The organism is Nocardia puris (genome assembly GCF_036051655.1).
GTDB classification, from domain to species: domain Bacteria; phylum Actinomycetota; class Actinomycetes; order Mycobacteriales; family Mycobacteriaceae; genus Nocardia; species Nocardia puris.
This window is the reverse complement of the sequence record NZ_CP107943.1, coordinates 5,375,413-5,398,389: the sequence shown is the minus strand read 5'-3', so window position 1 is coordinate 5,398,389 and position 22,977 is coordinate 5,375,413. Positions and strand designations below refer to the sequence as shown.

The 22,977-nt window shown below is 70.9% G+C and carries 22 protein-coding genes and 1 pseudogene; 6 read left to right on the top strand and 17 right to left on the bottom strand.

All coding sequences use genetic code 11. From position 1 onward, the window contains the following. Positions 1–280: 280 nt before the first annotated feature. Genes OHB21_RS24825 through OHB21_RS24810 form a run of 4 tightly spaced genes read right to left on the bottom strand, consistent with a single transcriptional unit; the run spans position 281 to position 5,958 of the window. Positions 281–3,781, bottom strand: a complete 3,501-nt coding sequence (locus OHB21_RS24825; RefSeq protein WP_324192132.1) for a helicase HerA domain-containing protein — start codon at positions 3,779–3,781, stop codon at positions 281–283. Continuing rightward, positions 3,778–4,386 carry a hypothetical protein gene (locus OHB21_RS24820; RefSeq protein WP_067507135.1) on the bottom strand — a complete coding sequence of 203 codons (609 nt, stop codon included), beginning with the start codon at positions 4,384–4,386 and terminating at the stop codon, positions 3,778–3,780. Before OHB21_RS24820 ends, OHB21_RS24825 begins: the two co-directional genes overlap by 4 nt. A gap of 16 nt (positions 4,387–4,402) precedes the next feature. Then, positions 4,403–5,452 (bottom strand): hypothetical protein, encoded by a 1,050-nt coding sequence (locus OHB21_RS24815; RefSeq protein ID WP_195125832.1) that lies wholly within the window; start codon positions 5,450–5,452, stop codon positions 4,403–4,405. Continuing rightward, entirely contained in the window at positions 5,449–5,958 is a 510-nt protein-coding gene (locus OHB21_RS24810; RefSeq protein ID WP_067507149.1) for a DUF4365 domain-containing protein, read from the bottom strand. Before OHB21_RS24810 ends, OHB21_RS24815 begins: the two co-directional genes overlap by 4 nt. A gap of 552 nt (positions 5,959–6,510) precedes the next feature. On the opposite strand from OHB21_RS24810, the gene OHB21_RS24805 reads away from it, so the two are divergent. Together OHB21_RS24805 and OHB21_RS24800 are read left to right on the top strand one after the other, a co-directional pair. Beyond that, positions 6,511–7,131, top strand: coding sequence for an arsenate reductase/protein-tyrosine-phosphatase family protein (locus tag OHB21_RS24805; protein WP_067507152.1), 621 nt, complete (start codon positions 6,511–6,513; stop codon positions 7,129–7,131). Positions 7,132–7,273: 142 nt separating this feature from the next. Beyond that, positions 7,274–7,639, top strand: coding sequence for a hypothetical protein (locus OHB21_RS24800; RefSeq protein WP_232331699.1), 366 nt, complete (start codon positions 7,274–7,276; stop codon positions 7,637–7,639). A 49-nt stretch (positions 7,640–7,688) separates the two neighbouring features. On the opposite strand, the gene OHB21_RS24795 is transcribed toward OHB21_RS24800, so the two are convergent. The 12 genes and pseudogenes from OHB21_RS24795 to OHB21_RS24740 form a co-directional block, all read right to left on the bottom strand. Continuing rightward, positions 7,689–8,501: an acyl-CoA thioesterase gene (locus tag OHB21_RS24795; RefSeq protein WP_113975205.1), complete on the bottom strand. Its 813-nt coding sequence runs from the start codon at positions 8,499–8,501 to the stop codon at positions 7,689–7,691. A gap of 94 nt (positions 8,502–8,595) precedes the next feature. After that, positions 8,596–10,017 (bottom strand): pyruvate kinase, encoded by a 1,422-nt coding sequence (pyk, locus tag OHB21_RS24790; RefSeq protein WP_195125831.1) that lies wholly within the window; start codon positions 10,015–10,017, stop codon positions 8,596–8,598. 103 nt (positions 10,018–10,120) lie between these two features. Continuing rightward, positions 10,121–11,227, bottom strand: a complete 1,107-nt coding sequence (locus OHB21_RS24785; protein WP_113975204.1) for a hypothetical protein — start codon at positions 11,225–11,227, stop codon at positions 10,121–10,123. Between the two features lie 51 nt (positions 11,228–11,278). Continuing rightward, positions 11,279–11,947, bottom strand: a complete 669-nt coding sequence (locus OHB21_RS24780; protein ID WP_113975189.1) for an amino acid ABC transporter permease — start codon at positions 11,945–11,947, stop codon at positions 11,279–11,281. A gap of 6 nt (positions 11,948–11,953) precedes the next feature. Then, entirely contained in the window at positions 11,954–12,706 is a 753-nt protein-coding gene (locus OHB21_RS24775; protein ID WP_067514151.1) for an amino acid ABC transporter substrate-binding protein, read from the bottom strand. A gap of 163 nt (positions 12,707–12,869) precedes the next feature. After that, complete coding sequence (locus OHB21_RS24770) at positions 12,870–13,331, bottom strand: TM2 domain-containing protein (RefSeq protein ID WP_067514152.1); 462 nt, start codon at positions 13,329–13,331, stop codon at positions 12,870–12,872. A gap of 403 nt (positions 13,332–13,734) precedes the next feature. After that, positions 13,735–14,877, bottom strand: a pseudogene (gene lgt, locus OHB21_RS24765) (prolipoprotein diacylglyceryl transferase); the annotation flags it as partial. A gap of 84 nt (positions 14,878–14,961) precedes the next feature. After that, entirely contained in the window at positions 14,962–15,765 is an 804-nt protein-coding gene (gene trpA / locus OHB21_RS24760) for a tryptophan synthase subunit alpha (RefSeq protein WP_067514153.1), read from the bottom strand. A gap of 76 nt (positions 15,766–15,841) precedes the next feature. After that, entirely contained in the window at positions 15,842–17,098 is a 1,257-nt protein-coding gene (gene trpB, locus OHB21_RS24755) for a tryptophan synthase subunit beta (protein ID WP_407675014.1), read from the bottom strand. A 5-nt stretch (positions 17,099–17,103) separates the two neighbouring features. Further along, positions 17,104–17,922 (bottom strand): indole-3-glycerol phosphate synthase TrpC, encoded by an 819-nt coding sequence (gene trpC / locus OHB21_RS24750; protein ID WP_067514155.1) that lies wholly within the window; start codon positions 17,920–17,922, stop codon positions 17,104–17,106. 183 nt (positions 17,923–18,105) lie between these two features. Continuing rightward, positions 18,106–18,825, bottom strand: a complete 720-nt coding sequence (locus OHB21_RS24745) for a TIGR02234 family membrane protein (RefSeq protein WP_084538198.1) — start codon at positions 18,823–18,825, stop codon at positions 18,106–18,108. Continuing rightward, entirely contained in the window at positions 18,825–20,366 is a 1,542-nt protein-coding gene (locus OHB21_RS24740; RefSeq protein WP_195125829.1) for an anthranilate synthase component I, read from the bottom strand. The genes OHB21_RS24745 and OHB21_RS24740 overlap by 1 nt, the downstream gene beginning before the upstream one ends. 122 nt (positions 20,367–20,488) lie before the next feature. Between OHB21_RS24740 and OHB21_RS24735 the strand changes: the two genes are divergently transcribed. The 4 genes from OHB21_RS24735 to OHB21_RS24720 all read left to right on the top strand — a co-directional run bounded on the left by OHB21_RS24735 (position 20,489) and on the right by OHB21_RS24720 (position 22,615). Further along, positions 20,489–20,800, top strand: a complete 312-nt coding sequence (locus OHB21_RS24735; protein ID WP_067514158.1) for a hypothetical protein — start codon at positions 20,489–20,491, stop codon at positions 20,798–20,800. An 81-nt stretch (positions 20,801–20,881) separates the two neighbouring features. Beyond that, positions 20,882–21,337 (top strand): peroxiredoxin, encoded by a 456-nt coding sequence (locus OHB21_RS24730; RefSeq protein ID WP_067514159.1) that lies wholly within the window; start codon positions 20,882–20,884, stop codon positions 21,335–21,337. A 72-nt stretch (positions 21,338–21,409) separates the two neighbouring features. Next, positions 21,410–22,012, top strand: coding sequence for a permease (locus OHB21_RS24725; protein WP_067514181.1), 603 nt, complete (start codon positions 21,410–21,412; stop codon positions 22,010–22,012). A 114-nt stretch (positions 22,013–22,126) separates the two neighbouring features. Beyond that, the gene (locus OHB21_RS24720) at positions 22,127–22,615 is read left to right on the top strand and encodes a MarR family winged helix-turn-helix transcriptional regulator (RefSeq protein WP_084538199.1); all 489 of its coding nucleotides are present in this window, start codon (positions 22,127–22,129) and stop codon (positions 22,613–22,615) included. Positions 22,616–22,625: 10 nt separating this feature from the next. On the opposite strand, the gene hisI is transcribed toward OHB21_RS24720, so the two are convergent. Next, positions 22,626–22,973 (bottom strand): phosphoribosyl-AMP cyclohydrolase, encoded by a 348-nt coding sequence (gene hisI / locus OHB21_RS24715; RefSeq protein ID WP_067514161.1) that lies wholly within the window; start codon positions 22,971–22,973, stop codon positions 22,626–22,628. Positions 22,974–22,977: the final 4 nt, after the last annotated feature.

Sequence of the window (22,977 nt, the reverse complement as noted above, 5' to 3'; positions counted from 1 at the left end):
CTTCGCGGCACGTCGTGGATGACGCCGCCGTCGATCGCGCCGGACCCAGGTGGTCGCCAGCGTGCTGTGGTTCACCGCCCTCGGATTCGGTGCGCGCCGCCTCGGTCCGCTGTTCACCCGGCCGCTCACATGGCGGGTGGGGCGACGCGTGCGCGGGCCCGGTTCGCGTAGCGCCGGAATCGCGCCCGAATGACGGATGCCACCTGATCGACATCCGCGGACATCCGAAGGCGTTGCCTCGCAACAGATCTCGCACGCGTAGGCAGCTGCCGCTCAGCGGCTAGTATTCCTCGCCAATGGCGCGACGGATCACCTCTTCCTCCGTGAGCGCGCTCGACGGGTGGTGACTCAGGCACATCGGGACCGCGAGCTTGCCGAAGGCGGCGCCCTCGGTCGCGCCGTAGAAGCGTCCGGCGGCGAGGCGGGAGATGTCGTCCACGGTGCCGCCCTTCGCGCGCGCCAATTCGGTGGCGGTCTGCATATGAGCCGAGGCGTTCAGTCGTCCGAAGAACTGGGTGGCGGTGTTGCCGGTCACCATGTTGTGCAACGCTTTCGGCGCCTGCGTCGCGTACACCAGGCCCAGGCCGTACTTGCGGGCCTGCGCGGCGAGTTGCAGGCTGCTCGCGCTCGACGCGGTGGTGCCGCGCGAGGGGACGAAGGTGTGCGCTTCGTCGAGCACCAGCAGACCGCCCAGCGGACGGTCGCCCGCCGGATTCCGTTTGATCCACGCGAACAGCGCCAACTGGAGCTGGTTGACGAAGGTCTGCTGCTGCGCGGAGGTGGGCAGGCCGATGCAGCTGATCACCGACACCCGGGCCCGCTTGCCCGGCGCAGGCGTGAGCAGCGCACCGGGATCGAGCCGCGTGCCCGCGCCGCCGAACACCGGGTCGTTGATCATGGCCGCGGTGAACTCGGTCGCCACCGCGGCGGCCAGTGGGCGGGCGTCGCGCAGCGTGCTCGCTTCGTCGGGCAGATCGGCCAGCAGTTCGACGAACGCGTGCAGATCACCGCCGACCTCCCGCGCGAAGAACGTGAGCGCCTGCGTGAGGACCGCCTGCCCCGTGGCGAGCTTCCTGGCCGTGAGCCCGGCGCGCGGGAGCAGACCGGCCACCGAGGCGTCGACGGCGATCCGGAATTCGTCGGGGTCGTCCAGCACGCCGGAGAAGTCGGGCAGCGGATTCAGCGAGAGCGGGCGTCCCGCCTCCCGGCGCGGGGTCCAGACGATCACCTCGGTCTCCGCGAAGTACCGCTCGGCGCGCTCCGCATCGCCGGGATTCCAGCCGAGCGGCGACGCGGGCCAGCGATCGCCGAGCCTGGCCAGATCGTTGTTGGTGTCGACGAGGATCGACGAAACACCGTGCAGCGCCGCCTCTTCCACCAACCGGCGCAACAGCACCGTCTTCCCGGAACCCGAGCCCGCGAAGACGGAGACGTGCTTGCGGAGCAGGACGAGCGGGAGGCGGAACTCGCGACCGGTGTCGCGATAGCGGCCGACGGTGATCGTCGGCTCGGGCGATTCCGCCGGAGGTGCCGGGGTGTGCGCGGATTTCGCTTCGACGGCAACGGCCGGCGCGGTGGGTGACGCCGGATGACCCCACGTCGGTGACGGCGCCGAATTGCCCGGAGCGGCAGCCGCTCCCACCGCGTTCGCCAGGGCGGTCGGCACCTGATCAGCAGCCGGACCTTCCGCGCCGGATCCCGCACTCGGCGACACCGGCCCGAACTCCCCTCCTCGATCCGGGACGGACGACCGCACCGGGGAGCCTTCCGCGACTCCCGTGGTCGGCGGCTCGACAGCGGACACCGACTCACGGACCATCGGGGGGCGTGGGTCCGAGTCCGCCGAGGAGCTCGGATCAGTGACGGCCGAGATGGCTTGGGACGACGCGGTCGCCTCGCCGTTCGGCGAAAGGCCGGTCGGTTCCGCAAGCCCCACATCGGAATTCCCCGTGGCGACGGCGTCCTCCCCAGCCTGCGGGCCGGTCGGATGCGTCGTGCGCGCAGTCGCGACACCCCCGTTCGCCCCACCCAGGATCTTGGTGAACAACTGCGTCCTGCTCGCGGGCTGCCGCGAAACGAGCCAATTGATCAGTCCCGGAGCGTGTTCGGCGAGCATCCTGCCCAGGGCGGCGAAGGTGCGGAGGTCTTCGGTCTGGACGGGGAGGGCGCGGCCGTTGGCGGACTCCAGCGCCTCCAGCATGTCCGCGGTCACGCGCCCGCGCGAGAACGGGATATTGCGCAGGATCACCAGGTGCCGCACGGACACACCGGGCTGGATGCCGGACTCCAGCGTCGCCGAGCGCAGCCGCGCCTGCACCGCGCGATGGTGTCGGTGGGCGATGGCGCGGAAGCTCCAGTGCTCCTCGGACTCCGTCGCCTCGTCCAGCGTGCACCGCAGGCGCGCGTGCAGCGACGGCTGCACGTCGGTGTCGACCGTCAGGTCCTGGCGGTTCTGTTCGTGCACGTAGGCGCGCAGACCGGCGTCGAGCAGCGCCGACATCCGCTCGTCCTCGTGCGCGGGATCGAGCGGGGCCTCGACGTCCACGGCCGCCCGCAGCGCCTCGAAGCGCGCGTCCAAGACGGCGGCGTCGGAGGGGGTGGCCGGCGGTGGGGTCGGATTGTCCTCGGCCGCTCCCGCGAAACGGGTCAGCTCGTCGACTCGTCCCCGCGCCAGGCACGCGCGAACATGGGCGTCCAGGCGTTGCAGCAGGCGACGGGGCGTGAAGGACGCGACCTCCGGATCGTCGAAGGCGACGGGCAGCACCGGCCAGGTCGGATGCGGCGGGACGAAACCGAGGGCGCCGAACAGACCGCCGAGGTGGCGCTCCACGATCGCCGAGGCCACCGCGGCGTCGGGCATCGCCGTGGCGAGTTCGAGCACGGTGAACCGGTCGGCCGCCGAGTTCACCGCCCGCGAGGTGATCAGCTCCCACGACTTCGGGATGCACGCGGCGACGACGAGGGTGCGCACGGTTTCCTCGCGCAGGTTCATCAGTCCGTCGGCCAACCGGTCGGCCAGCCCGTCGCCCACCGTGCGCGCGGACTGGGCGATGACGGTGTCGACCTGGTCGACGGCGAGCACCACCGGACCGGTGAGCGCGAACAACCGGCACAGTTCGTGAAAGATGAGCTGCGGCGGCTTGATCCGCTCGCGGAAGCCCCACTCGGCGCGGTCGGCTTCCTCGATGCCGTCGGGGAAGACGAGGAAGCTGTGCCCGATCTCGCGTTCCTCGCCCTTGGCCTGGTAGAGGATCAGCGCGCGCAACGTGTCGCGGCAGGTCTCGGCGACCTCGGCGTCGAGTTCCTCCACTTTCTCCGCGAAGGCCCGCAACCCCGCGGGGTCGATCTTGATCATCCCCCGCACGCGCAGTCCCAGTTCGCGGTCGCAGCCGGTGAGCGTGGTGAGGGTGTGGAGCATCCGCCCGAGTTGCCCGCCGTCCGCACCGAGCAGCCGGGTGACCACGCCGTGCACGGCCCCCGACCAGAACGACGCGCCATCGATCAGCTTGGGCATGAAGAACGCCCCGCCCCGATCCTGCACGTGCTGGCGCAACCAGCCGAGCATGTGCGTCTTGCCGACGCCCTTCTCCCCGCTCAGCACCAGACCGGTCGGCGTGCTGCGGGGCCGCGCCTCGGCGGCGGCGACCGCTCGGGTGAGTTCGGCGAAGGCGTGCGGATGCAGTCCGTCGACGTGATGGCTCAGCGGACTCCAGATCTCGTTCGCGCCGAGCACGCTGCTGAACTGGATGGAGGCCAGCGCGTGCCGCTGCGCCTCGTTCACCGTGGCACCTCGACGGTGAGCAGATGCCGCCGCGTGCCGCCCAGCACCACGGCCGCGTCGTGGTCGGCGTCGGTGAGGATCTTCTGGTCCGCTTCGGAACGCACGTGCACGCCCCGGCGCCGGGACAGCAGTTCGACCGCGCGGTCGAACTCGCCGCGCGACAACCCGTCGAGCCGGTCCCGCAGCACCGCCAGGCGTACCGGCGCGCCGCTGCCCTGGGTGACGGCGGCGTAGGCGGCCTCGACCTGGCCGGCCACGTCGGGCCGGAACAGTTCCGCCAGCGACTGCCCCGTGCCGTCCAGATGGCGGCTCAGCGCGGCGAGCACGACGTAGAGCGCGCCGCCCGCCGAACCGGAGCGGGCCGGGCGCTCGGCCGTCAGTTCCGCGCGACACCACACCGCGCCGCGATCGGTCAGCTCGTGCACGTAGGCGCGGCCCACCTTCACGCTGTCGACCAACCCGAGAGCGTTGAGGCGCACCCGGTCCTTCCCGTCGAGTTTCAGACCCGCCAGCGCGAGGAGTTCCGCGTTGGTGAGTTCCCTGGCCTGCGCCATCAGGACGAGCAGCACGCACCGCTCGACGGTGTTCAATCGGACCTCGGTCATGGCCGTCCCCGTTCTGTCACCCGTGTGACTCGTCGATCACTGTGAAACCGCCCGGCACGGTGACGATCCCGCGGGCGCGCCCGGCGCCGGTGACCTCGCCTTCGGCCCGGACGGCCCGTCCCGCGCTGTGCGCGTCGAGCGCCACGCGGTAGTCCTCGTCGCCGGGCAGGCGCACGCGCACCGACCGGCGGCGCGCGTGCGGTGCGCCCGCGTACCGGAGGACGCCGCGCACCGTGATCCGCCGCCGGTCGCCCTCCGCGTCGTCGGCGAGCCCGACCACGACGCCCTCCACGACACCCGGGACGGGGCGCTCGCGATCAGGAACCGGCTCCGCTCGGCGACCACGCGCGCGGACCTCCGCGCGGAGCACCTCGCCCGCGCCGCCCGGCAGCTCCACGGTGTCCGGTGGGGGCGAATCCGTTCCCACCCAGCGGAATCCGAGGCTGACCCCGTCCGGGCCCGCGAGATCGGCCAGCGCGCGGCACACGGCATCGGAGAGGTCCGCGAGGTGTGCGGCGGGATCGGCGTCCTGGCGCGCCGCCGCCGACGCGGCCGCCGAACTGTGCCGCACGCGCAGGGCGGTCCGCCTGCCCAGCGAGTCCGGCCCGGCGTGCGGCACCGCGACATCCACGCCGAACGGCCGGTCGCTCAACGACAGCCGCGCGCGGTCGAGCAGGGCGCGCGCGTCCCCCGGTCGCGCCTCGTCGGCGGCCTCGCGCGCGCAGTGCAGCAGCAGATCGCGCAGCGCGCCCACCGTGCGCGCGCCGGTGGGCAGCGGCACCGCGTCGATGTCGTCGCGCGCGCGGAACAAGAGGAGGTCGGCGGGCGGGGAACCCAGATCGCGCCACACCGCGCGCGGCGAGCGGTCCTCGGCGTCCGCGACACACCGGGCCAGGTCGCGGATCCGGCTCGGGGTGTCGGCCAGTTCGTCGGAAGCGGGTACCAGGACGTCGAATTCGCGCAGGCTCCACACCTGCGCGTCCCGCCAGCCGGCGGTGACCGTCCAGCCGTGGGCGCTCAGATACGCCGTCACCGCCCGCACGCGGGGCACCTGGGCGCCGGTCATGCCGGGACGATCGCGGAACCGGCGACCAGCGCGCGCAACCCGTCCGCCGTGAGCACGTTGCCCACCGGGATGTGCACGCGAACTCGGCCGCGCGCGTCGGTCGCGGGCAGCGGGGGCCGGTCGTGCAGCGGCAGGTAGTAGCCGATGTGCCGGAGCAGGAGTCCGGCGGTGCGCAGGTCGGCGTATTCACCGGCGCGCGGCGGCACGTGGATCACGAACAGGTAGCGCGGCACGGTCGAGCCGGTGCCCGCCAACTTGTCGAACTGGGCGCGGCCGAGCCCGTCGTAATCGAGGTGGCCGCCGCGGACCGGCAGCCGCGACACCGTCTTCACCTGGACGTCGATGCGCGGGGAGAAGCCGCTCGGGGTGCGGCCGGGGAGTTTCAGGCACAGGTCGACGCCGTCGAGGTCCACGTCGTCCTGCGACCAGATCAGCCCGGCGGCCGAGGCCAGCACGCGCACGTAGTCGGTGCCGAACTTGCCCTGGTGATTCGCCCTGTCGAGCACCGAATCCCCTTCCGCGCGAACATGATCGAGTGCCCGATACCCGGCAACCGACGACACTCTAGCCCCGGCGCACGCGCATGTCGCGGTGTTCGCGGGAATCTCGGACCCGGTGCGCGGGCTTCGTTCCGCGACATCGCGAACCGCCGACTCGGCCTGCTCGATTCGGCCGGGCGCTGTCGAATCCGCCGCCGAAAACCACGAAACGTCGCCGATCCGAACAGGAGTCGCAGCGAACACAATTCATGCCGAATGGGTATTGCGGGTTCATCACGCCCTCGGCCGCGCTCCGGAAAACCCCTGATGGTTGCCGGGTCCACCTATTCGTCCGAGGAATAACCGTGTGCACGCGCACCCCGATGATTGAAGCTCGAAGCGCACGGGTACTGTCGCCATAGGCACAGCGCTCGCACATGATATTCCTCGCGCCGCGCGATTGATTCTCCGGTGAGGTTCGTGTACAACATGCGACGCGCGGATGAATATATGTCCGCGCGGGTGTGATCCGGTCTTTTCGGACTTCTGAACGGGCAACGGCCGAATTACCGTGAACGCATGCACGTCCTGTTCGTCTGCAACGGCAACGTCTGCCGTTCGGCGATCGCCGAGCGGCTCGCCCGCGCCCTCGCCGTCGAACATCCCCTGCCGGGCCTCACCGCGGACAGCGCGGGCACCCGCGCGCTCGTCGGCTTCCCGGTGGAACCACTTGCCGCCCAGACGATCTCGGGCCTCGGCGCCGACCCGGAAGGATTCCGGGCGCGCAAACTCAAACCGGAACACATCGACCGCGCCGACCTGGTCCTGACGATGACCGAGCAGATCCGTGACCAGGCGAGCGAGATGGCGTTCGGGGCGGCCTCGCGCACGTTCACGCTCCTCGAGGCGCGCCGCATCGCCAAGGTGACCGGCGCCCGCACCGTGGCCGAACTGCATCAGGCGCGCAACGATCTGGCGTTGGTGGGGCGGGAGAACATCGCCGATCCGGTCGGCCTGTCCCCCGCGGCGTACTGCGAGGTCGGCGACCGGATCGCCGAGGCGCTGGTGCCGCTGCTGCTGGCGCTGGCCCCGCACGAGACGGGCCGCGCCGACGACGAGCGACCGGGGCTGGTGCTGCAACCCGGCGGTCGCGGACCGGCTCCGCTGTCGGCTTTCCTGGCGGCGCAGCGCGTCCGGTAACGGGGACGCGCGCCACCAACTGTGTCGCACCACCCCACCGAGGCACTACACTCCCCGACAACTCCGCCGTTGATGGTTCGACACAGGACAGGAATCAGGCATGCCGAAACGCACTATTTCGGATGTTTCGCTTCATGTTTATGTGACACCGGAAACGCTCGACCGGGTCGTCGAGTCGGTGCGCGCGGTCGTCGACGACCACCTCCAGGACCGCGACGTGTTCGCCTGGCGTTTCACGCTGCCGGTCGACGCCGACACGCCCGCCCACGCGCTGCTCGAAACCCAGTGGCGCGTGGACCATCCCGGCCTGCACCCGGGGACCCGGCGCACCTACGAGATCGCGCTCAGCCTCGTCGGCGCGCCCCGCGCCCTCACCGTGCAGGGACTTGCCGCGCTGCAACGCGAACTCGAAACGTCTTGCGGCACGGCCGATCTGGACGTGCCGCGCACGATTCGCGTGCAGCGCCGCGACAGCTTCGATTTCGACACCGAACGCGAAATCCTCTAGCGTCCGGGTGATTCGGCGCCCACCCGAATTCCGCGGTGCGCCGCGCTACTCACCGCCGCGACGGGAAGTGCCGGATCAACCCTTCCTGCACGGTGGTCGCGAGCAATTCACCCGAACGCGAATAGAACCGCCCCGTCGCCAATCCGCGCGAGCCCGCCGCCACCGGCGATTCCGTGCAATACAGCGCCCAGTCGTCGAAGCGGAACGGCCGGTGGAACCAGATGGAATGGTTCACGGTGGCCGCCACGATCCGGTCCAGGCCCCACGAGAGGCCGTGGGTGGTGATGATGGAATCGAGCACCGTGGTGTCCGACGAATAACCCAGCGTCGCCACGTGAATCAGCGGATCGTCGGGCAGGGTGCCGTCGGCCCGCATCCAGACGCGATTGTGATTGAGCTTCTCCCCCGTGCCCTTCAGAATCCACGCGGGATCGTTCGTGTACCGCATATCGATGGGGTGCGGCGCGTTGACGAACATCTCCAGCTTGTCCTCCAAGCCTTCGAAGCTCTCCTCCACGCGCGGCAGGCTCTCCGGATCGGGCACCTCCGGCTGGGCGTGGGCGTGTTCGAGCCCCTTGCCCCAGTCCTGGAACGCCGCCAGCATGACGAACAGCTCCTGGTCGTCCTGCACCGCCGTGACGGTGCGGTTGGCGAAGGCGCGGCCGTCGCGGTGCCGGTCGACCCGGTACTCGATCGGCTTCTTGGTGTCGCCGCCGCGCACGAAATGCGCGTTCACCGCGTGCACGGGCCGGTCGCCGACGGTGCGACCGGCCGCCATGATCGCCTGCGCGACCAGCTGACCGCCGAAGGTCCTGCTCCAGACCTTCTCCGGATGGTGTCCGACGAACACGTCCTCGTCCATCTGCTCGAGGTCGAGCAGACCGAGCAACACCTCCAGATCGGACCGCCGCGCCGGCTCCTCGGTGCCGACGGTGTCGCGTAGCGAAGCGCTCACTCTAATGGTCCTCCTCACCGATGCGGTGCACGTGGATCAGGTTGGTGGACCCGACAGTACCGGGCGGGGAGCCCGCGACGATGACCACCAGGTCGCCCTTGGTGTATCGCCCCATGGACAGCAGCGACTGGTCCACCTGGTGGATCATGGCGTCGGTGCTGTCCACCGTCGGCACGATGAACGTCTCGGTGCCCCAGGTCAGCGCCAGCTGGCTGCGCACCTCCGGCAGCGGCGTGAACGCCAGCAGCGGCAGCGGCGTGTGCAGGCGGGCCAGGCGGCGCACGGTGTCGCCGGACTGGGTGAACGCCACCAGGGCCTTCGCGTTGAGCCGCTCGCCGATATCGCGCGCGGCGTAGGAGATGACGCCGCGCTTGGTGCGCGGCACGTGGGTCAGCGGCGGCACCCGGGTGGAGGACTCGGCCTCGACCGCGTGCACGATCCGCGCCATGGTGCGCACCGTCTCGATCGGGTACGCGCCGACCGAGGTCTCGCCTGACAGCATCACCGCGTCGGCGCCGTCGAGCACCGCGTTGGCCACGTCGCTGGCCTCGGCGCGGGTGGGGCGCGAGTTCTCGATCATGGATTCCAGCATCTGGGTGGCCACGATGACCGGTTTGGCGTTCTCGCGCGCCATCTGGATGGCGCGCTTCTGCACCAGCGGCACCTGCTCGAGCGGCAGCTCCACGCCGAGGTCGCCGCGCGCGACCATGATGGCGTCGAAGGCCAGCACGATCGCCTCGAGGTTGTCGATGGCCTCCGGCTTCTCCAGCTTGCCGATCACCGGCACCCGGCGCCCGACGCGGTCCATCACGTCGTGCACCAGTTCCACGTCCGAGGGCGAGCGCACGAACGACAGCGCGATGAAATCGACGCCGAGCTTCAGCGCGAACTCGAGGTCCTCGATGTCCTTCTCGGAGAGCGCGGGCACCGACACGTCCATGCCGGGCAGCGAGACGCCCTTGTTGTTGGAGACCGGACCGCCCTCGGTCACCCGACAGACCACGTCGTTGCCGTCGACCGCGGTGACGCTCAGGCCGACCTTGCCGTCGTCGACGAGCAGCCGGTCGCCGGGTTTGGCGTCCTTGGCGAGTTCCTTGTAGGTGGTGGACACGCGGTCGCGCGTGCCTTCGACATCGTCGACGGTGATGCGGACTTCCTCGCCGGTCGCCCACATCGTGCGGCCCTCGGTGAACCGGCCGAGCCGGATCTTGGGGCCCTGTAGGTCGGCGAGGATGCCGACCGCTCTGCCGACGTGGTCGGAGGCCTGGCGCACCTTCTTGTAGTTCTCCGCGTGGTCGGCGTGCTCACCGTGGCTGAAGTTGAGCCGGGCCACGTCCATGCCGCTCTCGACGAGTTCGCGGATACGGTCCTCGGTGGCAGTGGCCGGGCCGAGCGTGCACACAATCTTCGTCCGTCGCATCACACGTCGAGCCTAGTCCTGTCGGAGCGCGAGAGCTCACCGCGACGGGGTGACCGTTCGGTAAACCAGTTCGCACAGGTCGGTGTCGCCGAGCGCGCACCGGTGATCAGGCCGGAACGTCGAAGGTGAGCACCACGCGCGGCGCCGAATCAGGGGCGGCCAGGGTGAGGGCGCCACCCGCCGGGATCACCGACGAACCGCCACCGCCGCCACCGGGCGGCACACCACCGTCGGCGGGATCGACGACCGGGTTGAACCGCCCACCCGCGCTGCCACCACCGCCGCCGTACCAGCCGCCGCCTCCGCCCCCGCCGCCGGCACCGTGCGCCGCGCCCTCCGGCGCGAAAAGCGAGCCTTCCCAAGGTATTACCTGCCCGGGCGCGATGACGAGGCCGCCCGCGCCGCCGCGCGTGCCCCAGCCGGGCTTGCCGCACCCGGCGGCGCAGGTATGCGTCGTCCCTTGCTCGATGATGTCTGGTGCCCCGGCCGCGCCGCCCGGCGCGATGCCCGCCGCGAACGGGTTGAGGCTGGCGAGCGGCCAGGTGTTGGGCCCCGCGCCGCCGCCGCGCGGACCGGCGCCCGGCGCGCCCGCGTCCCCGCCGGGCGACAGGATGCCCGACCAGGTCGCCGCGCCGCCGCCACCGCCACCCGCCGAGACCAGCGGCGCCACCCCGTACGCCTCGATGTCAGCGGCATTGACGGCCACCGCGACCGACGAGGCGCCGCCGCCCCGCCCGCCATGCACGAACGGGTGCTCGAAATGCGGGTGCGGGTCGTAGCGCCCGTCCACCACCTCACCGCTCCACGCGCCGCCGCCCGCCCCGCCGCCACGCATGGTGGCGTTCGCGGGCACCGGGTCGTCGCCGTTCTCGCCCACGTCCACGAACAGCGTCGCGCCGGGCGGCACCAGCACCGACCCGCTCGCCACGGCGGCGCGCCCGCCCGGGGCCACCACGTGGCAGCAGCTCTCGCCGCCGCGACCTCCGATCGCGAGGATGTGCACGTTCGTGACCGGGAACGGCAGGGTGAACAGCACACCGCCGCGCGTGTAGGCCGTGCCCGGGGTGTCGAAGACGCAGGTGACGGTGCGGCCGTCGCGCGTGCATTCGTCCGGCAGCTGCGCCGAGGCCGGCGCGGCCGCCCACACCGCCGACGCGGCGATCAGGCCTGTGACCACCGCCCCGACCCGCACGCGCGCCGTGAAACCGGACATGTCACCCATTGAACAACGCCGGAGGCCGGATTCCGGGCGGACTCGCCGGGCTCAGACGGCGACGTGCTTGGACAACTTCGTCTCCAGCCGGGTCTGCGCGAACCCCAGGATCAGGCAGATCACCCAGTAGTAGAGCGCCGCGACGCCGTAGAGCGCGAAGAAGTCGAAGGTCGGCGCCGCGGCCAGCTGCGCGGTGCGCAGCAGTTCGGTGACCAGGATGGTCGAGGCCAGCGAGGTGTCCTTGACCAGCGAGATCAGCGTGTTCGACAGCGGCGGCACCGCGATCCGCGAGGCCTGCGGCAGGATGATCAACCCCAGCGTCTGCGGGTAGGTCATACCGAGCGCCTGCGCCGCCTCCCACTGTCCCTTCGCGACGCTCAGGATCGCCGCGCGCACGACCTCGGCCGCGTACCCGCCCACGTTCAGGCTGAACGCGATCACCGCCGCAGGGAACGGATCGATGACGATGTCCATCTGCGGCAGCGCGTAGAACACGATGAACAACTGCACCAGCAGCGGCGTCCCGCGGATGATCGAGATGTAGAACCGCGCGGGCGCGGACAGCCACCACAGCGGTGACAGCCGCGCCAGCGCGAGGAACAGCGCCAGCACCAAGCCGATCGAGAAGCTGATGACGGTCAGCGGGATCGTCGTGGTGACGGTGGCCTCCAGCATCGGCCACAGATTGCGCCGGATCAGCTCCCAGGTGGCGGCGTCCACGGACGGTTACTGGCTCACGTCGGTGCCGAAGTACTTCTCCGAGATCCGCGCGAGCGTGCCGTCGGCGCGCAGCTCGGACAGCGCGCGGTCCAGTTCGGCGACCACCGGGTCGTCCTGGCGGGCGGCGAAGGCCATCTCGCTGGTCTCGCCGGTCTCGGTGGCGATCTTCACCGACGCGTCACCGGAGGTCTTCAGATACTCGCGAACCACCAGGCTGTCGTTGAGGGTGCAGTCGACGCGCCCGCTCTTGAGCAGCTGGATGGCCTGCACCCAGCCCTCGACGCCCTCCACGTTCGCGCCGGCCTCGGTGGCCGCGGCGCCCCAGTTGCTGGTGACGGTCTGCGCGCAGGTCTTGCCCGCCACGTCGGCCAGGCTCGCGACAGAGTTGTCGTCGGCGCGGGTCACGACCACGCCCTGGGACACGGTGTAGGGCGCGGAGAAGGCGTACTTGGTCTTGCGGTCGTCGGTGATGGTGACCTGGTTGGCGACCACGTCGAAGCGCTTGGACTCCAGACCCGCGAAGATCGCGTCCCACGGGGTCTGCACGAATTCCACGGTGCGGCCGAGCTTGTCGCCCACGGCGCGGGCCACTTCCACGTCGTACCCGGTCAGGGCGCCGTCGGTGCCCTGGAAGCTGAAGGGCGCGTAGGTGCCCTCGGTACCGATCTTCAGGACGGACGGGTCGTCGGAACCACCGCACGCGGTGAGGCCGGTGGCGGCGACGACGGCGAACACGGCGGCGAACAGCTTGCGACGCACGGAGATCCCTCTCTTCTGCGCGGGGCGGGACCCCCAACGCGACACACAGGACCGGGGAAACATACGCCCCTGCGGGCCGAATGGCCAGTATTCGAATCATGCGGAATGAAAACCCGGCCGGAAATGCCGCGGGCGCCGCGCTCCGGCGACGCCCGCGTCGTGCTCAGTCCCGCAGGGGACGCCCGTTGGCGTCGGGCACCTTGCCCATCAAGATCAGGATCGCGTCGATGAGCGACCAGATGCCGAAACCACCGCAGGTGATGATCTGGAGGATGCCGATCGTGGTGTAGCCCAAGTAGAAGCGGCCGATGCCGAGGGTGCCGATCAGCAGTTGCAGGATGCCCGCGATGATCTTCTGCTTGTCGGAGTAGGGCACGCCATAGTAGTCACGGCCGAACGGCGCCTCGGGGTCGGCCGGGTTGTAGCCGGGCGGACCATACGGGGGCGGATACGCGCCCTGCGGCGGCTGGCCGTAGGGGCCGGGCTGGGGGTACGGCTGCTGCTGGCCGTACTGGGCCTGCTCGTAGTGCGGTTGGCTCGTATCCTTGCCCAGATTCGGGCCCGTACCGGGCGGGCCGTACTGCGGGCCGCCGGCGCCCGGCTGGTTCTGATAGGGGTCGGTCACTCACGTCCTCCTCATCCTGCGGGCAACCAGGTGCTGGCCCCGATCGGGATCACCGCCGGACGGGCGGCGATCCCGAGTCATTCTCGCCGCGGCGAGCGTTCTTGTCGTGTCCACCGCCGAGACGTTCCGGCGGCGGGCTCCGAGTCGTTATCGCGCGCGGGCGTGGATTCGTTCACGTCCGCGCGCGATTCGGCCGGGCGGGTGGTTACTCGGCGGCCTTGGACTTCGCGGGGGTCGCCGTGCCGTTCTTCGGCTCGTCGGCCTTGGGGTCGTCGGTGGCGGCCGCCTCGGCGTCCGACTCTGAGGTCTCGGACTTCGACTCGGTGTCGGTCTCGGACTTCGACTCGGTTACGGACTTCGGCTCGACATCCGCACCCGACTCGGCGTCCGCACCCTTCTCTGCGTCGGACCCGTCGCCCTTCGCCGACCCGGAATCGCCGGTCTCGCCCGCCGATTCGTCGTCGCCGGAATCCGCTGCCGCCGAAGCCGACTCGTCCTTGTCCAGCTTCGGCTTCCCGCCACCGGACTCGTCCTTCCCCGCGCTGTCTCCCCCGGTCTCCGAATCCTTCTCGGAGACAGCGGTTTTCGTCAGCGTCGCGCCTTCCACGGCACCGGCCGCCGACGCGGCCTCCCCCACCTCGCGCAGCTTGCCGAACTGCCACGGCCACGGCCGCGTCATGGCACCCGGTTGCAACAGGGCGGCGGCCTCGCGCCCCTTGGTCGCGAACACGAAATACGCCATGGCCGCGAGGAAGACGATCGCCGAGGTGAACGAGTTGATGCGGATGCCCGCGATGGTGGTGGCCTCGTCGTCGCGCATCAGCTCCACGAAGAAACGGCCGAAGCTGTAACCGGCGACGTAGAGCGCGAACAGGCGGCCGTGGCCGATCCGCCAGCGCTTGTCGATCTGCACCAGCAACACCACGACCAGGATGTTCCACACCATCTCGTACAAGAAGGTGGGATGCACGACCTTCTCGACCACGCCGTTGGAGACGCCGCTCATAGGATCGGGATCGCCCGCCGAGTTGAAGCGCGGGTAGATCTCCAGACCCCACGGCACGGTGGTCTCGCGACCGTAGAGCTCCTGGTTGAACCAGTTGCCGAGGCGGCCGATGGCCTGCGCCAGCAGGATCGGCGGGGCGATGGCGTCGCCGAACGCGGGCAGCGGGACCTTGTAGACACGGCAGCCGATCCAGGCGCCGAGGCCGCCGAGCAGCACCGCGCCCCAGATCCCGAGGCCGCCCTGCCAGATGTAGAGCGCCTCGATGGGCTTGCCGCCCTCGCCGAAGTACTTCTGCCAGTCGGTGGCCACGTGGTAGAGCCGCCCGCCGATCAATCCGAACGGCACGGCGAACATCGCCACGTCGAGCACGGTGCCCTGCTGTCCGCCCCGCTCGCGCCAGCGCCGCTCACCCCACCATATGGCGACAATGATGCCGAGGATGATGCACAGGGCGTAGGCCCGCAACGGGATCGGCCCGAGTTGCCACACGCCCTGCGGGGGGCTGGGAATGTAGGCCAGCACATCGCTTCGTAAGGTCACGGGGCCAACCGTAGTCGAGGACGCGCCGACGGTGAGATCCGGCGGTGCCGTGCGTCCGCGGCGGGGTGCCGCGGATCGCCCGGGCTACTGCGAGACGACCGCCGCCGACCGCACGCCCTCGGCCAGTTCGGCCGTGAGCGAGCGCACCGCGTCGAGCCCCTGCGCCACCGCCGACACCAGTGCCGAACCCACGATCACGCCGTCGGCGTAGGCCGCGATCTCGGCCGCCTGCGCGCCGTCGCGGACGCCGAGACCGACGCCGATCGGGATGTCGGAGTGGGCGCGGATGCGCGCGCACAGGGCGGGCGCCGCCGAGGACACCGCGTCGCGCGCGCCGGTCACGCCCATGGTCGAGGACGCGTACACGAAACCGCGCGAGGCCTCGAGGGTCTTGACCAGGCGCTCCTCGGTGGAGGACGGCGCGACCAGGAAGATGCGGTCCAGATCGTGCGCGGCGGAGGCGACGAACCAGTCATCGGCCTCCTCCGGGATGAGATTCGGGGTGATGATGCCCGAGCCGCCCGCGGCCGCGAGATCGCGCGCGAAGCGGTCGACGCCGTACTTGAGGATCGGGTTCCAGTAGCTCATCACCACGGCCTTGCCGCCCGCCGCGGTGATGGCCTCCACGACGGCGAACACGTCGCGCACCCGCACCCCGGCGCGCAGCGCCTGTTCGGCGGCGGCCTGGATGGTGGGACCGTCCATCACCGGATCGGAGTAGGCGACGCCGACTTCCACGATGTCGCACCCGGATTCGACCAGGGCGCGGCACGCATCGATGGACCCGGCCAGGTCGGGGTAGCCCGCGGGCAGGTAGCCGATCAGCGCGGCCCGGTTCTCGGCACGCGCCGCGGCGAACGTATTGGCGAGGCGGGACTGCTGGCTCACGGCTTCACCTCGCTGGCGCTCGGTTCCGCCGTGCGCCAAGCGACGCTGTGTTGATGGTTCACTCGCTGACGCTCCTTCACGACTGCGTCTCCTGCGGTGCGTCGAACAGCCCGAACCAGCGGGCCGCGGTGTCCATGTCCTTGTCGCCGCGACCGGACAGGTTGACCAGGATGACCGCGCCCTCGCCCAGCTCCTTGCCCAGCTTCAGCGCGCCCGCCACGGCGTGCGCGGACTCGATCGCCGGGATGATGCCCTCGCTGCGGCTGAGCAGCAGCAGCGCGTCCATCGCCTCGGTGTCGGTGATCGGCAGGTATTCGGCGCGCCCGATGTCCTTGAGGTAGGCGTGCTCGGGGCCGACGCCCGGGTAGTCCAGACCGGCCGAGATGGAATGGGATTCGATGGTCTGGCCGTCCTCGTCCTGCAACAGGTACGAGTACGCGCCCTGGAACGCGCCGGGCGTGCCGCCGGTGAATGTGGCGGCGTGCCTTCCGGTTTCGACGCCGTCGCCCGCCGCCTCGTAGCCGATCAGGCGCACCCCGGGATCGTCGAGGAAGGCGTGGAAGATGCCGATGGCGTTGGAGCCGCCGCCCACGCACGCCGTGACGGCGTCGGGCAGCCTGCCCACCAGATCCTGGATCTGCTCGCGCGCCTCCAGCCCGACGATGCGCTGGAAGTCACGCACCATGAGCGGGAACGGGTGCGGGCCCGCGGCGGTGCCGAAGCAGTAGTAGGTCTCCTCGGCGTTGGTCACCCAGTCGCGCAGCGCCTCGTTGATGGCGTCCTTGAGCGTCTGCGAACCGGTGGTCACCGAGACCACCTCGGACCCCAGCAGCCGCATCCGCGCCACGTTGAGCGCCTGGCGGGCGGTGTCGACAGCGCCCATGTAGATCACGCAGTCCAGGCCGAGCAGCGCGCACGCGGTGGCCGTGGCCACGCCGTGCTGGCCGGCGCCGGTCTCGGCGATCACGCGGGTCTTGCCCATGCGCTTGGCCAGCAGCACCTGGCCCAGCACGTTATTGATCTTGTGCGAGCCGGTGTGGTTCAGGTCCTCGCGCTTGAGCACGATGCGCGCGCCGCCCGCGTGCTCGGCCAGCCGCGTGCACTCGAACACCGGCGACGGACGGCCGGTGTAGTCGCGCTGGAGGCGGTCCAGCTCGTCGAGGAAGGTGTGGTCACCCCGGCACTTCTCGTATTCGGCGGTGACCTCCTCGATCACCGCCATCAGCGCCTCGGGCACGTGCCTGCCGCCGTAGACGCCGAAGTGACCGCCCAGATCGGGTTCGTGCGCGCTCGGCTGCGCGACCCCGACGCTGGCCCTGGGCAGTGCGTCCACGCCCCTCACCGGCCCCGCCGGGCCGGCTTCGGGCAGGACGGGTGGGTGCCCGCGGTCACCAGCTCGGAGACGGCGGCGCGCGGATCACCGCTGGTCACCAGTCCCTCGCCGACGAGCACCGCGTCGGCGCCCGCGCCGGCGTAGGCCAGCAGGTCGGCGGTGCCGCGGATGCCGGACTCGGCGATCCGGATGACCTCGGTGGGCAGGCCGGGGGCGATGCGGGCGAACACGTCGCGGTCGACCTCGAGCGTCTTGAGGTTGCGGGCGTTCACGCCGATCACCGACGCGCCGGCCTCCAGCGCGCGGTCGGCCTCCTCCTCGGTGTGCACCTCCACCAGAGCGGTCATGCCGAGCGATTCGGTGCGGTCGATCAGGGAGGCGAGCACGTCCTGTTCCAGCGCGGCCACGATCAGCAGGATGACGTCGGCGCCGTGCGCGCGGGCCTCGTGGATCTGGTACGGCCCCACCACGAAGTCCTTGCGCAGGATCGGGATGTCGACGGTGGCGCGCACGGCGTCCAGATCGTCGAGCGAACCGCCGAAGCGGCGGCCCTCGGTGAGCACGCTGATGACGCGGGCGCCGCCGTCCTCGTAGGACTTGGCCAGACTCGCCGGGTCGGGGATGTCGGCCAGCGGCCCCTTGGAGGGGCTGGCCCGCTTGACCTCGGCGATGACGCCGATACCGTCCTGGAGGAGTGCGGCGCGCGCGTCCAGGGGGGCGGGCGCGGCGGCCGCGGCGGCCTTCACGGCGTGGAAATCCAGGAGGGCTTCCCGAGCGGCCACATCCGCGCGGACCCCGTCGAGAATCGAGTCGAGTACCGTCATCTGGCTCGAATCCTTTCTGGGGAGACGGACTTGCTGCCTGAGAATCCCCCCAGGCGCTGTCTCACCGATGCTGACAAAGAATAAATGGCTCTACCTCTTGCGTTCGCGCCGGGGTTGGGCTCCGCTCGCTGGGAGCGGCCGCAAACCGGCGGCAACTTGCGGGGCGGGTGGGGCGCGGTCATCTCACTGCGCACCGGCCCCCGGGGTGCCGCGCTTGCCGCCGCGGGAGGCGCCGTCGTCCTCGTCGCGGTCGTCCTCGGTGGGGTCGGCGCCCGCGTCCAGCGCGTCCCACAGCACCCGCTCGGAGAGTTGTTCGTCGGTGCCGCGGTCGGCCACCTGTTCGGTGGCGGCGGCCCGGCGCGCGACCGGATTGTCGTATTTGCCGGACAGCCCGGCGGATTCGCGCGGCATCCTGGCCAGCAGCACACCGGCCGCGAACGCGGCGAGCGCGGCGGCCATGGTCACGATCGCGGGAAACGCGGCCGTGGTGACCTCGATCACGGTGGCGCGGCCGGGCAGTTCGGCGAGCGAGGCGGCGCGCTGGTCGGTGGCGCCCGATCCGGTGAGCACCGCGAACGCGGGCACCGCCGTGACGGCCGCGACCAGCGCCACCAGCACGCCGACCACCCGGCGCGGCCAGCCCTTGGTGGCCAGCACGGCGGCGATGGCGGCGAGCAGCACCAGCGCCAACGGCGTGAGCGCGCCGAACCAGACGGCGCCCTCGAGCTCGTCGGTGCGCGGCGCGGTGAGGCCGTCCTCCGAGCGCACCGTCACCCAGGTGAGCCGCGACGCGCCCCACATGAGGGCGGCGGCCAGCGCGAGCAGCACGATCGGGCCGATCGGGCGCTGCGCGCGCGGGGCGGCCTGCGCGGGGGCGGTACCGGAGTCGGGGTCCTCGGCCATCACGCGCCGCCGTTCGCGCCGTACGCGCGCACGGTCTGCGCGGCGGCCACGGCCTTGAGGACCGCCATGGCCTTGTTCCGCGACTCGGTGTCCTCGTAGTCCGGATCGGAGTCGGCCACCACGCCCGCGCCCGCCTGGACGTAGGCGACGCCGTCCTTGAGCAGGGCGGTGCGGATGGCGATGGCGGTGTCGGCGTCGCCGGCGAAGTCCAGGTAGCCGACCACGCCGCCGTAGATGCCGCGCCGGGTGGGTTCCAGTTCCTCGATCAGCTCCATCGCCCGCACCTTCGGCGCGCCCGACAGCGTGCCCGCCGGGAAGCAGGCGCTCACCGCGTCGAGGGCGATCCTGCCGGGCGCCAGCCGCCCCGACACGGTGGACACCAGGTGCATGACATGGCTGTAGCGCTCGATGTGGCGGTACTCGGTGACGCGCACCGTGCCCGGCCGGCACACCCGGCCCAGATCGTTGCGGCCCAGGTCGACCAGCATCAGGTGCTCGGCGTTCTCCTTCTCGTCGGCCAGCAGCCCCTTCTCCAGCAGCAGGTCGTCCTCTTCGGTGGCCCCGCGCCAGCGGGTGCCCGCGATGGGGTGCGTGGTCGCCACGCCCTCCTTGACGGTCACCAGCGATTCCGGACTGGACCCGACGATGGAGAACGCGGTGCCGCCGTCGCCGTCGGGGATGTGCATCAGGTACATGTACGGGCTCGGGTTCGAGGCCCGCAGCATCCGGTACAGGTCGATCGGCTCGCCGCGGTAGTCCATCTCGAAGCGCTGCGAGAGCACCACCTGGAACGCCTCGCCCGCCTCGATCTCCTTGACCAGGCGGCGCACGCCCGCGCCGAACTCGTCGGTGGTGCGCTGACGGCGATAGACCGGCTCGGGCTGGTCGAACACCGACACCGTGGACGGGGCGGGCGCGGCCAGCGCCTCGGTCATCCGGTCCAGGCGGGCGACGGCGTCGTCGTAGGCCTCGTCGACGCGCTCGGCGGTGCCGTTCCAGTTGACGGCGTTGGCGATGAGCGTGATGGCGCCCTCGTGGTGGTCGAAGGCAGCCAGGTCGGTGGCCAGCAGCAGCACCATCTCGGGCAGGCGCAGATCGTCGGCGGCCAGTTCGGGCAGGCGCTCGATGCGGCGCACCGCGTCGTAGCCCAGGTAGCCGACCATGCCGCCGGTCAGCGGGGGCAGGCCGGGCAGGCGTTCGGTGCGCAGCAGCTCGAGCGTCGCGCGCAGCGCCGCGAGCGGGTCGCCGCCCGAGGGCGCGTCGGCGGGGATGTGGCCCAGCCACGCCGCCTCGCCGTCCACCACGGTCAGCGCGGACGGACTGCCCGCGCCGATGAACGACCAGCGCGACCAGGACCGCCCGTTCTCCGCCGACTCGAACAGGAAGGTGCCGGCTCGGTCGGCGGCCAGTTTGCGGTAGGCCGACAGCGGAGTTTCGGAGTCCGCCAGCACCTTTCGGGTCACGGGGACCACCCGGTGCTCCGCGGCCAGTTCTCGGAACTGCTCGCGGGTCGTGGTGGTGGGAGTGGACGCGCCAGGCATCTCCCCATCATTCCAAGCGCGACCGGGCCGCTTGCGGCTACCCCCACCCCGCCCCTGTGGCGGCCATCACTACACTCGCCACGTTCCATGTCGCGGTATCACTTTCGAGAGGAGACCAACAGATGTACCCCTCGCAAACGGTGGCGCACGACGGCCGTCGCGCCGCCGGTCCGGGCACCACGCTCGGTCAGCATCCGCGGGTGGGCGGGCCGGCCCCGATCGGTCCGCAGGGACTGGGCACGCACAACGCCATCGCCTCCTTCGTCACCTACGCCAAGGCGCTGGAGTCGTTGGACCGCAACCACTTCCCCGACGAGTACGCGATCAACAGCGACCGCATCCGCGAACTCGAGCCGTTCCTGCGCGCGCACGGCATCCTCGACGTCATGCAGATCAAGAACCCCGAGGTCGCCGCGCTGGTCGCGCACAGCTGAGTCTCCGGGCGTCCGTCGGGGGCGTCCGGCGCCGTCGGCGCGCGGTACCGGGTGTCACGGATGCCCGGTACTGTCCCCCTCATGCAGCAAGGTCAGCTCGCTCCCGAGTTCGAGCTCCCCGATCAGTCCGGCACCGTTCGCTCGCTCGGCGCGTTGCTCGCCGACGGCCCGCTGGTGCTCTTCTTCTACCCGGCCGCCAACACCCCGATCTGCACCGCGGAGGCGTGCCACTTCCGGGATCTGTCCGCCGAATTCGCCGCCCTCGGCGCGACCTGCGTCGGCATCAGCACCGACGCGGTGGACACCCAGGCCGGTTTCGCCGCCAAACAAGGACTGGGCTACCCGCTGCTGTCGGATCGCGACGGCGCGGTGGCCGCGCAGTTCGGCGTGAAGCGCGGATTGCTCGGCAAGCTGGCGCCGGTGAAGCGGCAGACCTTCGTCATCGATACCGACCGGACGGTCCTCTCGGTCATCAGCAGCGAACTTCGCGCGAACACCCACGCCGACGAGGCGCTCGAGGTGCTGCGCGCCCGCTGACCCACGGCGCGGGTGATCGAAACGCCGACGCGGCACCGGCATGGAACCGACCGGTCCACCTACGCTGGATTCATGACTTCGAGCGAGGTTCTTCCCGCAGATCGGAAACCCACGGCAACCGTCTGGCGCAACCGGATCATCGGTGGTCTCGCGCTGGTGGTCGTGCTGGTCATCGCCTACTTCATCCTGGCCGCGTTCATCCCGCGCTGGTGGGCGCAGCGGCTGGCGGAGATGGTGAACGGCAGCTTCTCCAAAGGCATCGGCTGGGGCCTGTTCTTCGGCGGCCTGACCACGGCGATCTCCCTGTTCCTGCTGCTGTTCGCGGTGGTGGTGTGGCGCAAGCGCGCGGGCCGCTTCTTCGCCGGCGCGGCCGTGGTGGTGGCGCTGCTGGTGGCCGTGCCGAACCTGATGACGCTCACCATCGTGCTGGGCAACAGCAACGCCGCGCACGCGGGTGAACGCATCCTCGACGTCGACGCGCCCGCCTTCCGCGGCGCCGCCCTGGTGGGCGCGCTGATCGCCGCCGCCGTCTTCCTGGTCGCGGTCTTCTTCGTGACGCGGCGCACGCTGCGCCGCCGCAAGGCCGAGAAGCAGCTGGAGGCGGGCAAGCCCGTCACCCCGCCGCCCGCCGCGACCGCCCCTGAGACACCCGCCCCGAGGGCCGACCAAATGTGAATGAACTCACGACATTCCCGATCGTCATGACGGTCGAGCGAAGTCGTGGCAAACTCGGTTGTCGCGAGTGACATTGCCATGACGACCCGCGTCACTCAGCTCGAAAGAAGGCGCATGGTGACGAAGTGGCTCGACCCCGTCGAACAGCGATCGTGGCGTTCGATCGTGGCCCTGATGACGCGATTACCGAGTGCTCTCGATACGAGGTTGCAGCGCGAGTCGGGGGTGACGCACTTCGAGTACTGGGTGCTCACGCTGCTGTCCGAGGAGCCGGGGCACCGGCTCCAGATGAGTGAGCTGGCCCACAAAGCAAATGCTTCGCTATCCCGCCTGTCGCACGTGGTGTCCAAACTGGAGCGCATGGGGTGGGCGCAGCGCAGTGCCACCGCGGGCCGCCGCGGCGTGCAGGCGACGCTGACCGACGACGGCTACCGCAAGGTGGTCGAGGCCGCGCCCGGCTACATGGACGCAGTGCGCGCCTTCGTCTTCGACGGGCTCGACACCGAGCAGAAGGAGCAGCTGGCCGACCTCGGCGAGGTCCTTGCGACGCATCTGGTCGGGGTGCTGGCCGAGGGCCCGTCCGCCGAATCGCGCGAGGACTGAGGGGCCCGGCTCAGGCGGGTTCGCCGAGCAGCAGATCCGAGTCGAAGCAGGTGTGGGTGCCGGTGTGGCAGGCCGCGCCCTCCTGGTCGACCACCAGCAGCACCGTGTCGCCGTCGCAGTCCAGCCGCACCTCGTGCACGTACTGCGTGTGGCCCGAGGTCTCCCCCTTCACCCAGTACCGGCCGCGCGAGCGCGAGTAATACGTCGCCTTGCGGGTCTCCAGCGTGCGGGCCAGGGCCTCGTCGTCCATCCACGCGACCATCAGCACGTCACCGGTGCCGCGCTCCTGCGCGACCGCGGAGAACAGGCCCGCCTCGTTGCGCTTGAGACGGGCGGCGATGCTGGGGTCGAGTGCCATACCA

Excerpts from the sequence above, each read along its gene's own strand:
- trpC (WP_067514155.1), bottom strand. The coding sequence starts at position 17,922 with ATGACGGTACTCGACTCGATTCTCGACGGGGTCCGCGCGGATGTGGCC.
- OHB21_RS24805 (WP_067507152.1), top strand. The coding sequence starts at position 6,511 with ATGCACGTCCTGTTCGTCTGCAACGGCAACGTCTGCCGTTCGGCGATC.
- OHB21_RS24720 (WP_084538199.1), top strand. The coding sequence starts at position 22,127 with ATGGTGACGAAGTGGCTCGACCCCGTCGAACAGCGATCGTGGCGTTCG.
- OHB21_RS24725 (WP_067514181.1), top strand. The coding sequence starts at position 21,410 with ATGACTTCGAGCGAGGTTCTTCCCGCAGATCGGAAACCCACGGCAACC.
- OHB21_RS24815 (WP_195125832.1), bottom strand. The coding sequence starts at position 5,452 with ATGACCGGCGCCCAGGTGCCCCGCGTGCGGGCGGTGACGGCGTATCTG.
- OHB21_RS24730 (WP_067514159.1), top strand. The coding sequence starts at position 20,882 with ATGCAGCAAGGTCAGCTCGCTCCCGAGTTCGAGCTCCCCGATCAGTCC.
- OHB21_RS24735 (WP_067514158.1), top strand. The coding sequence starts at position 20,489 with ATGTACCCCTCGCAAACGGTGGCGCACGACGGCCGTCGCGCCGCCGGT.
- OHB21_RS24795 (WP_113975205.1), bottom strand. The coding sequence starts at position 8,501 with ATGGACGAGGACGTGTTCGTCGGACACCATCCGGAGAAGGTCTGGAGC.
- OHB21_RS24820 (WP_067507135.1), bottom strand. The coding sequence starts at position 4,386 with ATGACCGAGGTCCGATTGAACACCGTCGAGCGGTGCGTGCTGCTCGTC.
- hisI (WP_067514161.1), bottom strand. The coding sequence starts at position 22,973 with ATGGCACTCGACCCCAGCATCGCCGCCCGTCTCAAGCGCAACGAGGCG.
- OHB21_RS24745 (WP_084538198.1), bottom strand. The coding sequence starts at position 18,825 with ATGGCCGAGGACCCCGACTCCGGTACCGCCCCCGCGCAGGCCGCCCCG.
- OHB21_RS24740 (WP_195125829.1), bottom strand. The coding sequence starts at position 20,366 with ATGCCTGGCGCGTCCACTCCCACCACCACGACCCGCGAGCAGTTCCGA.
- OHB21_RS24785 (WP_113975204.1), bottom strand. The coding sequence starts at position 11,227 with ATGTCCGGTTTCACGGCGCGCGTGCGGGTCGGGGCGGTGGTCACAGGC.